The 8,880-nt window shown below is 69.2% G+C and carries 10 protein-coding genes and 1 tRNA gene; 7 read left to right on the top strand and 4 right to left on the bottom strand.

Annotated features, from left to right (window positions below):
• Positions 1 to 294 precede the first annotated feature (294 nt).
• On the bottom strand, positions 295 to 960 hold the full coding sequence (locus RDU12_RS08595) for a cytidylyltransferase domain-containing protein (protein WP_300291276.1): 666 nt from the start codon (positions 958 to 960) through the stop codon (positions 295 to 297).
• A 435-nt stretch (positions 961 to 1,395) separates the two neighbouring features.
• Here RDU12_RS08595 and argB point away from each other — a divergent pair, with 435 nt between their 5' ends.
• Genes argB through RDU12_RS08575 form a run of 4 tightly spaced genes read left to right on the top strand, consistent with a single transcriptional unit; the run spans position 1,396 to position 4,391 of the window.
• Positions 1,396 to 2,328 carry an acetylglutamate kinase gene (gene argB / locus RDU12_RS08590; RefSeq protein ID WP_300291278.1) on the top strand — a complete coding sequence of 311 codons (933 nt, stop codon included), beginning with the start codon at positions 1,396 to 1,398 and terminating at the stop codon, positions 2,326 to 2,328.
• Positions 2,325 to 3,020: a pyrimidine 5'-nucleotidase gene (locus RDU12_RS08585; RefSeq protein ID WP_300291279.1), complete on the top strand. Its 696-nt coding sequence runs from the start codon at positions 2,325 to 2,327 to the stop codon at positions 3,018 to 3,020. The genes argB and RDU12_RS08585 overlap by 4 nt, the downstream gene beginning before the upstream one ends.
• Entirely contained in the window at positions 3,017 to 3,889 is an 873-nt protein-coding gene (gene dapD, locus RDU12_RS08580) for a 2,3,4,5-tetrahydropyridine-2,6-dicarboxylate N-succinyltransferase (protein WP_300291281.1), read from the top strand. Before RDU12_RS08585 ends, dapD begins: the two co-directional genes overlap by 4 nt.
• Before the next feature lie 46 nt (positions 3,890 to 3,935).
• Positions 3,936 to 4,391 carry a DUF805 domain-containing protein gene (locus tag RDU12_RS08575; protein ID WP_300291283.1) on the top strand — a complete coding sequence of 152 codons (456 nt, stop codon included), beginning with the start codon at positions 3,936 to 3,938 and terminating at the stop codon, positions 4,389 to 4,391.
• A gap of 3 nt (positions 4,392 to 4,394) precedes the next feature.
• Here the strand turns inward: RDU12_RS08575 and RDU12_RS08570 are convergent, their stop codons facing one another.
• Positions 4,395 to 5,624 (bottom strand): PQQ-dependent sugar dehydrogenase, encoded by a 1,230-nt coding sequence (locus tag RDU12_RS08570; RefSeq protein WP_308684447.1) that lies wholly within the window; start codon positions 5,622 to 5,624, stop codon positions 4,395 to 4,397.
• Positions 5,625 to 5,821: 197 nt separating this feature from the next.
• Here RDU12_RS08570 and RDU12_RS08565 point away from each other — a divergent pair.
• Positions 5,822 to 5,898: transfer RNA gene (locus RDU12_RS08565), tRNA-Met, on the top strand.
• Between the two features lie 16 nt (positions 5,899 to 5,914).
• Here RDU12_RS08565 and RDU12_RS08560 read toward each other — a convergent pair.
• The gene (locus tag RDU12_RS08560) at positions 5,915 to 6,280 is read right to left on the bottom strand and encodes a hypothetical protein (protein WP_308684446.1); all 366 of its coding nucleotides are present in this window, start codon (positions 6,278 to 6,280) and stop codon (positions 5,915 to 5,917) included.
• Positions 6,281 to 6,412: 132 nt separating this feature from the next.
• Here RDU12_RS08560 and RDU12_RS08555 point away from each other — a divergent pair, with 132 nt between their 5' ends.
• Entirely contained in the window at positions 6,413 to 6,709 is a 297-nt protein-coding gene (locus RDU12_RS08555) for a hypothetical protein (RefSeq protein ID WP_300292839.1), read from the top strand.
• Positions 6,710 to 6,713: 4 nt separating this feature from the next.
• Here the strand turns inward: RDU12_RS08555 and RDU12_RS08550 are convergent, their stop codons facing one another.
• On the bottom strand, positions 6,714 to 7,337 hold the full coding sequence (locus tag RDU12_RS08550) for a TlpA disulfide reductase family protein (RefSeq protein ID WP_300292841.1): 624 nt from the start codon (positions 7,335 to 7,337) through the stop codon (positions 6,714 to 6,716).
• A gap of 61 nt (positions 7,338 to 7,398) precedes the next feature.
• Between RDU12_RS08550 and argH the strand changes: the two genes are divergently transcribed.
• The gene (gene argH / locus RDU12_RS08545) at positions 7,399 to 8,763 is read left to right on the top strand and encodes an argininosuccinate lyase (RefSeq protein ID WP_300292843.1); all 1,365 of its coding nucleotides are present in this window, start codon (positions 7,399 to 7,401) and stop codon (positions 8,761 to 8,763) included.
• Positions 8,764 to 8,880 lie beyond the last annotated feature (117 nt).

The following is an 8,880-nucleotide window of genomic DNA, read 5'->3' as shown; positions in this document are numbered from 1 at the left end:
AGCCGGCGTCAATCGCACCGTACCAGCCGTTCGGATCGGCGGACGCAGCGCCGGCCGACAGGGCCAAGGCCCCGGCAGCACTAGACGCCAGAATGAAAGTCTTAACGCGCATGGGTGGATGCCCTCCGCAGCCCAGGTGAATTTTCTCAAGGCGGCGCACGAGCCGCCCCTTGCACCCTCATAACAGCCCCGCTGGCCGAGGTCGAGACGAAGAAAGCCGAACAGCGGCAAGCGTGGCCATTCAGCTACAGCGGCCCTGTCCTCAAGGCCATACAACCTCGCCTCAGGTCGATTTCACCCCTGAAACGGGAAAAGCGCCTCGCAAACCGCGAACTCGGCCAACGTGTCGACATCCCAGCTTCGTTCGAACGGCATGGGATAGGCGAGCGCGCCCGCAGACTGGAAGGTTCGGTCACGCATCAGCACGTCCGGGCGTCCGACATAGACGGCGCCGTTGATGAGCGCCGCGCGCTCAAAATCGACGCCTCCCGGCGTATACCGGCCCTCGGCGTCAACCTGTCCATAGAAGACCGGCGGCTTGGGAAGGGGCGAGACTCCGATCACGGCCGGCGCGCCCGTATCGTCGCACAGGCGAACGGCGCCATCGATGTCCGCCGCCGTTCGCAGCGGCGAGGTGGGTTGAAGCACAACAACATAGTCCCAGCGCCCGCCGACCTGTTCCAGCGCATGCTCGATGGCGTCAATGACTGGACTCGTCGCGCCGGACAGGTGATCCGGCCGCATGAACGGCGGCGGCCAACCCAATTCCGCAGCGATCGCGGCGACGGCCGGATCGTCGGTCGACACCACCAGATGGTCGATCAGGGCCGACCCGCGCGCGGCCTCCAGCGTCCACGCCACCATCGGACGGCCGGCGAGCGGACGGACGTTTTTGGCGATGAGCCTCTGCGAACCGCCCCTGGCCGGCACAATCGCCAGGACTCTCCGATCGCCGATCACGCCTGCTGATCGCGCGCGAGGGGGGCGTCGCTGCTCGAAAGGAGGCCTGGCGGGAAGGAAATTGACATGGCCACGCCCCCGGCGACGAAATCGACCCGGCACCGTAGCGCGGTTGATGGAATCGACAAGCGCCGCCGGACGTCGTCCGCCCCCCAGGACTGCTTTGGCGGAGGCGGCTCAGCCGCCGCCGGTACGGTTCGACGCCTTGCCGGTTCCCTCGCAAACCGGACAGGTCTCGCCCGACGCCAGCGCGCCGGCCCCGAGGCACTCGGGACAGAGGGTCGAATCCGGGTGCAGAAGCGCGGCTGGATCCGCCGGATCTGAAGGCGTCAGGTCCCGATCGTCGATATCGTGTTCGTTCATCCAGACGGAACGGGCCTGCGATGGTCCGGTTTCATGATGACATGGCCGGACCTTGGCATTACGGACCCGCTGATGACGGACGAGACCGAGCGGCAATTCGAAGAGCGTGGCTGGGACACGGCGAAGACCCTGGCCGAAGCCTTGCCGTATATCCAGATCTACGATCGCAAGACCGTGGTGATCAAATACGGCGGCCACGCCATGGGCGAGAGCGCGGTGGCCAAACAGTTCGCCGCCGACGTGGTGCTGCTGAAGCTGATGGGGGTGAACCCGGTCGTGGTCCACGGCGGCGGGCCGCAGATCAGCGCCATGCTGGAAAAGGCCGGCGTGAAGACCAGCTTCGTCGACGGGCTGCGGGTCACCGACGCCGATACCATGCAGGTGGCTGAAATGGTCCTGTCCGGCGCGGTCAACAAGGAGATCGCGCACTGGATCACCATGGCCGGCCGCGAGGCGGACGTGCGCGGCATCGGCCTGTCCGGCAAGGACGCCGGCCTGCTGACGGTCGAGAAGACGCGGCGCACCAAGCGCGACCCCGACAGCATGATCGAGCACGAGGTCGACCTCGGCTTCGTCGGCGAGCCGACCCGGGTCGATCCCAAGCTGGTCAAGCGGCTGCTCGAGTCCGACGCCGACTGGGTGCCGGTCATCGCCCCGATCGGCGTCGCCGAGGACGGCCAGACCTTCAACGTCAACGCCGATACGGTGGCCGGGGCCCTGGCCGGGTCGCTTAAGGCCAAGCGCATGCTGCTGCTGACCGACGTGCCCGGGGTCAAGGGCGCGGACGGCGAGATCATCCGCCAGATGACCGTCGGCGAGGCTTCGAAACTGATCGAGGACGGCGTCGCCACCGGCGGCATGATCCCCAAATTGCAGACCGCCATGGCGGCGGTCCGGGACGGCGTGGAGGCCGTGGTCATCCTCGACGGCCGCCGCCCGCACGCCATGCTGGTCGAACTGTTCACCGAACACGGCGCGGGCACGCTGGTGAAGGCGGAAGCATGACCGCCGAACCCGTCCAGCCGACCGAGATCGGCGCCGACCTGCGTCATGTGGGCAGCTGGATCTTCGATCTGGACGACACCCTCTATCCGCCGGAGCGGCAGATCCTGAGACGGGTCAGCGAACGCATCGGCCATTTCATGGTGCGGACGACAGGCCTTCCGCTGGACGAGGCGCGGGCGCTGCAGAAGCGCTACCTGATGGATCACGGCGCCGCCCTGGGCGGGCTGATGAAGGACTACACCATCGACCCGGAGGAGTTCCTGGCCGATGTGCACGACGTGCCGCTGCACGATCTGCACCCCGACGAGGGCCTGCGGGCCGGGCTGGAGCGACTGACCGGGCCGCGCTACGTCTTCACCAACGGCTCGACCCGCCACGGCGAGCGGGTGCTGGAACAGCTGGGGATCAGCGACCTGTTCGAGGGCCTGTTCGCGGTCGAGCACGCGCGGCTGGTGCCCAAGCCGCATCCCGACACCTTCGCCCTGATGCTGGACCGGTTCGGACTCGACCCGGCCACGGCCGCCTTCTTCGAGGACACGGTGCGAAACCTTGAGCACGCCAAGGAGCTGGGCATGACCACCATCCTGGTCGGCCCCCACGCCTTCGACGCCGACGCCCCGTTCGTGGACCACCGGGCCGCTGTGCTGGGCCCCTTCCTCGCCACCGCCATCCTGCCGGGAGACCCCACATGACCGCCAAGACATCAGGGGACCGGGCCCATCTGGAGGCCGTCATCGAGGCGGCCTGGGACGACCGGGCCAATGTCTCGGTCTCTACGCACGGCGAGGTCCGCAAGGCGGTCGAACAGGCGCTGGATCTTCTCGACTCCGGCGAGGCCCGGGTCGCGTCCCGCGGCGACGACGGCGTCTGGACCACGCACCAGTGGCTGAAGAAGGCGGTGTTGCTGTCCTTTCGGCTGAACGACAACGCCCTCGTCCGGGGCGGCGACCGGGGCGCGGCCAGTCATGCGCCGGGCGTCGGGCCGTGGTGGGACAAGGTGCCCAACAAGTTCGGGGACTGGACCGCCAACCACTATCAGGACGCCGGTTTCCGTTCCGTGCCCGGCGCGATCGTGCGCCAAGGGGCCTATATCGGCCGCAACGTCGTGCTGATGCCGTCGTTCGTGAACATCGGCGCCTATGTCGACGAGGGCTCCATGGTCGACGCCTGGGCCACGGTCGGCAGCTGCGCCCAGATCGGCAAGAACGTGCACCTGTCCGGCGGCGCGGGCATCGGCGGGGTGCTGGAGCCGCTGCAGGCCAATCCGACCATCATCGAGGACGGCTGCTTCATCGGCGCCCGCGCCGAGGTGGCCGAGGGCGTCATCGTCCGCGAGGGCGCCGTCCTGGCCATGGGCGTCTATCTGTCGGGCTCGACGAAGATCATCGACCGGGCGACCGGCGAGGTCTTCCGCGGCGAGGTGCCGGCATATTCGGTGGTGGTGCCGGGCGCCCTGCCCGACCCCAACGGCGGGCCGTCGCTGTATTGCGCGGTGATCGTCAAACGGGTGGACGCCCAGACCCGGGCCAAGACGGGCGTGAACGAGCTCCTCCGGGACTGACCTTTCCCCACGGTTGTGCTTGGATGCACGTTCCACGGAGCGGGCGATGATTCAGGCGATCGGCGACGCTCTGGCCTTCCGGGGCCGGCTCACACGGCTCGGCTACTGGCGGTGGCAGATGGCGCTTGTCGTCATTTCCGCCATGATCGCTTATGGGGCCGTCGCCGTCGCGATCAGCGGCGGGCCACGCTGGCTGTCGGCCCTCGTCTTCGCGCCGATGGTGATCGCCGTGATCGCGGCCGTCGGCGTGGTCGCTCGCCGTCTCCAGGACCGGGGGCGTGGCGTGGCTTGGCTGTTGCTCTTCCTGCTCGCGCCGTGGGGGCTGGCCGCGCTTTCGGTCTGGCTATCCGAGGGACCCGCTTTCCTCGAGCACAGCTGGGCCGGTCCGACGTCTCTCGCCGTCGGGCTGCTCTCGCTCCTGTTCAACCTATGGGCCTTCGTGGAGATCGGCCTGCTTCGAGGCCATCCCGGTCCCAACCGCTTCGGGCCGCCGCCTGAATAGCCGTCAGTTCGCCGCCGCCAGCCGCACCAGCTTGCCGTTCTGTTCGTCGGTAATGGCCCAGACGGCCCCGTCGGGGCCGATGGCCACGTCGCGGACCCGCTCGCCGAGATCGGTCAGCAGCCGTTCCTCGCCGACCACGCGGCCACCGTCCAGCACCAGTCGGGCGATGTGCTTTTCCTTCAGCGCCGCGACCAGCAGGTTGCCGCGCCAGCCCGGGAACATCGCCCCGTCGTAGACGGTCATGCCGCCGGGCGCGATGACCGGATCCCAGTAGTAGACCGGCTGCTCCGTCCCCTCGCGGGCGGTGATCCCCTCGTTGATGGCCGCGCCGCGGTATTCGATGCCGTAGGCCACCTCGGGCCAGCCGTAGTTCAGACCCGCGCGATCAAGATTGATCTCGTCGCCGCCGCGGGTGCCGTGCTCGACGGTCCAGACCTGATCGCCGGAAATGGCGATCCCCTGGACGTTGCGGTGGCCCAGCGACCAGATTTCGGGCAGCGCCCCCTCGCGGCCGACGAACGGGTTGTCGGAGGGCACGGAGCCGTCGGCGTTGATGCGGATGGTCTTGCCCATGTGCGAGCCGAGGTCCTGGGCCTGCGGCCGCATCGGGCGGTCGGACCGGTCGCCGAGAGTGACAAAGAGATGGCCGGCGTCGTCGAAGTCGAGGGACGATCCGAAATGGGCCCCGCCGTCATAGGTCGGCAGGGCGCGGAAAATGACCTGCGCGTTCTCGACCTGGGCTCCGTCTTCCGAAAGGCGTCCCCGCGCCACCGAGGTGGCGTTGCCGCCCTCGCGCGGCTCGGCGTAGCTCCAGTAGATCAGACGGTCGTCGGCGAAGGTCGGGCCGACGATCACATCCAGCAGTCCGCCCTGCCCCCGAGCGTCGACGGGAGGAAGGCCGGCGATCGGCTCGCCCACCGCGCCCCGGGCGGTGACGATCCGCATCCGCCCCGGCCGCTCGGTGACCAGCCAGCCGCCGTCGGGCAGCAGCGCCAGGCCCCACGGATGTTCCAGTCCGGAGGCCACGACCGTGTGCTGCAGCGCCGCTTCGGTGCGGACGCCGGGCGCCCGGGTCTGGCCGGGGAAGGCCGGCCGCTGGTCGGGGGCGTTGGCGGGACGGGTTTCAAGCGGCGCGCCGGCCTGCGGGGCGGCCGCCTCTTCCTGACCGTTGACTCCGCAGGCGGCGGCGAGCGTGAGAACGAAGACGGGGGCGGCGAGGACGAGCAGGCGCATGCGGAATCTCATTGAAACGGTCAGCGGCGGAACGGCCCGTTCAACCTTGGCGTTCCCGGCCGCGGGCGCAAGGAACGATGTGACGCACGCCGGGCCAGCGACGACTTGAAACGGTCTGCGCCTGCCTCTATAGGCACGCCTCTTCCGGCGGACAGACCAGTTCCCGCCGGGGCTCGCGTGACAGGATCGTCAAACGGGGCTGGGTAGCTCAGCTGGTTAGAGCGGTGGATTCATAACCCACAGGTCGGCGGTTCGAGCCCGCCTCCAGCCACCATCCATTTCCGGAACGATCAGCGGGCGCGGCAGGTCTGCCGGATGCGGAGCGCCATCTGCCTTTCGCCGGCCTCGTTGGCCATGGCGCGGGCCTCGCGGCATTTGCCCTCATCGATCAGCGCCTGGACCCGGTTCGCCAGAGCGACCCGCTCGGCCCCGTACTCGGCCTCGGCCTCCTCGGGCGTCATGGCGTTCCGGCGCCGCATCTCTTCGCTCTCGAAGCGCCAGCTTTCCTGCTGCCCGGTCATGCGGCCGATGGCGCCGCCGGTGCTGCCCTGGGCGCCTGCCGGAGCGCCTCCCCCGCCGCCCGGGACCTGGGCCTGCGCCGACGAAGCCAGCAGGAGGCCGGAAAGGACAACCGGGAGAATGTGATTTGCGCGCATCGTAGTGTTCCTCGATCCATGCACGAGCCGTCTCTGGTGGAGAATATCACCGCTCGGCGAAATCACCAGATGGCAACCACAGCGGCGGCGTGGCGTTAACCGCCAAGGTTCAACGCTGAACGGGGATTCTCCATGCGCCTGCAGACCATATCACTCGCCGCCGCCCTGGCCCTGGGCGCCGCCGCCTGCACCCCCGCCGAACAGCAGGAGGCCGAGGCCAATGCCGAGGTCGCGGGGGACAGGGCCGGAGAGGTCGCCGCAGAGGCCGGCGAAGTCATCGAGTCGGGCGCCATGAAGGCCGCGCGGGCGGTGGAGGAAGGCGCGGGCAACGTGGCCGACCATCTGGAAGACAATCAGGCCGAAGCCGCGGCCGAAGGCCGCCCGGGCGCCGTCGATCCGGATACCGAGGAGCGCGTCCCGGCCGAGTGAGGCGTCAGGCCGGCTCGGCCAGCAGGGCGTCGATCAGGGCCCGCGCCTCGGGGCTGGACCAGTCCGCCTCGCCGGAGAAGTGCGCGCGGATGCGGCCCTGGCGGTCGAGCAGGACCGTCTGCGGCATCTTGCCCTCGCCGGGCAGTTCGAACGGCAGCTGGAATTTCAGGTCGCTGTACAGCGGCAGCGGCTCGTGCACGTCGATGAAGTTGCGCGCGTCGGCCAGGCCGTCCTCGGTGGCGTCGACATTGATCGGCAGGACGACCAGCTGGTCGTCCGGATAGGCCTCGTCCAACCGTGCCAGGGTCGGCATTTCGGTGCGGCACGGCGCGCACCACATGGCCCAGAGGTTGACCACCACCACCTTGCCGCGGAAGCCGGCGAAGGTCGCGTCGGCGCCGTCGCGGGTCTTGAAGACATAAGCCGGGGCCATCGGGGTTTCGGCGGGAGTCTCCAGCCGGGTCAGCGAGCCCGTGGCGAAGCGGGCCAGGTCGCTCTTCGCCGCCGGGGCGGGCGTTGCGGCTTTGAAGAAGGCGTCGCGATTGGCGTATAGAAGCCCGGCGCCCGCGATCACGCCGATCGCCAGCGCGGCCGCAATCACCACCCCCCCCGTCTTCGAGCCCTTCATGACCAAGCCTTCCGCCCCCGTTGCGACAGTTAAGCCGTCTCCGAACGCGGAAGGTCAAGACATGTGGGGCGGACGTTTCAGCGCGCGGCCCGCCGACATCATGCAGGCGATCAACGTCTCCATCGGCGTCGACCGGCGGCTGTGGGCCCAGGATCTGGCCGGGTCGCGGGCCCATTGCCGCATGCTGGCGGCGCAGAAGATCATCACCGGCGCCGACGCCGACGCCATCCTCGGCGGGCTGGACGCCATCGAGGCCGAGATCCGGGACGGGACCTTCCCGTTCCGCGACCAGTTCGAAGACATCCACATGAACGTCGAGGCGCGTCTGGCCGAGCTGATCGGCGAGCCGTCGGGGCGGCTGCATACGGCGCGCAGCCGCAACGACCAGGTGGCCACGGATTTCCGGCTGTGGGTGCGGGACGCCTGCGACGCGGCGGTGGAACAGCTGAAGGGGCTGCAATCGGCCCTGCTGGTGCGGGCGGAACAGCACGCCGGCGACCTGATGCCGGGCTTCACCCATCTGCAGCCGGCCCAGCCGGTGACCTTCGGCCACCATCTGATGGCCTATGTCGAGATGTTCGGACGGGACGCCTCCCGCTTCGCCGACGCCCGGGCGCGGATGAACGAGAGCCCGCTGGGCGCGGCGGCCCTGGCCGGGTCGCCCTTCCCCATCGACCGGGAGATGACGGCGTCGGAGCTGGGCTTCGCCCGGCCGATGGGCAATTCGCTGGATGCGGTGTCGGACCGCGACTTCGCTCTGGAGAGCCTGGCGGCCGCCTCGATCTGCGCCGGCCACCTGTCTCGGCTGGCCGAGGAGATCGTGGTTTGGATGACGCCGCAGTTCGGTTTCGTCAGCCTGCCCGACGACCTGACCACCGGCAGCTCGATCATGCCGCAGAAGCGCAATCCGGACGCGGCCGAGCTGGTGCGGGCCAAGACCGGGCGGATCATGGGCTCGCTGACAGCCCTGTCTATGGTGATGAAGGGCCTGCCGCTGGCCTATTCGAAGGACATGCAGGAGGACAAGCCGCCGGTGTTCGAGGCCTTCGACGCCCTGACCCTGGCGCTGGGGGCGATGACGGCGATGGTCACGGCGCTGCAACCCGACACGGAGCGGATGCGCGCGGCGGCCGGATACGGCTTCTCGACCGCCACCGATCTGGCCGACTGGCTGGTGCGCGAACTGAACCTGCCGTTCCGCAAGGCGCACCATGTGACGGGCGCGGCGGTGAAGCGGGCCGAGGCCCTCGGCGTGGATTTGTCGCAACTGCCGCTGACCGAACTGCAATCGCTTGAGGCCGGCGTCACGGAAGCGGTTTACAAGGTGCTCACTCCCGAGGCTTCCTGCGCCAGCCGCCAGAGTTTCGGGGGCACGGCGCCGGAACAGGTCCGCGCGCGCATCGCCGAGTGGAAGACGCGTCTGTGATGAAAAAGATCGTTCTCATGGGCGCCGCCGCCCTGATCGCCGTCTCCGCCGCCGGATGCGGCCGCATGGCCGACCTCGAGGCGCCGCCCGCCCGGCAGGCTGCGCTCGGTCTCCCGG

The sequence above is a fragment of the Brevundimonas sp. genome (genome assembly GCF_031082345.1).
Classification (GTDB): Bacteria; Pseudomonadota; Alphaproteobacteria; order Caulobacterales; family Caulobacteraceae; genus Brevundimonas.
Note: the sequence above shows the minus strand (reverse complement) of the source record. Positions and strands in the feature narration are given on the sequence as shown.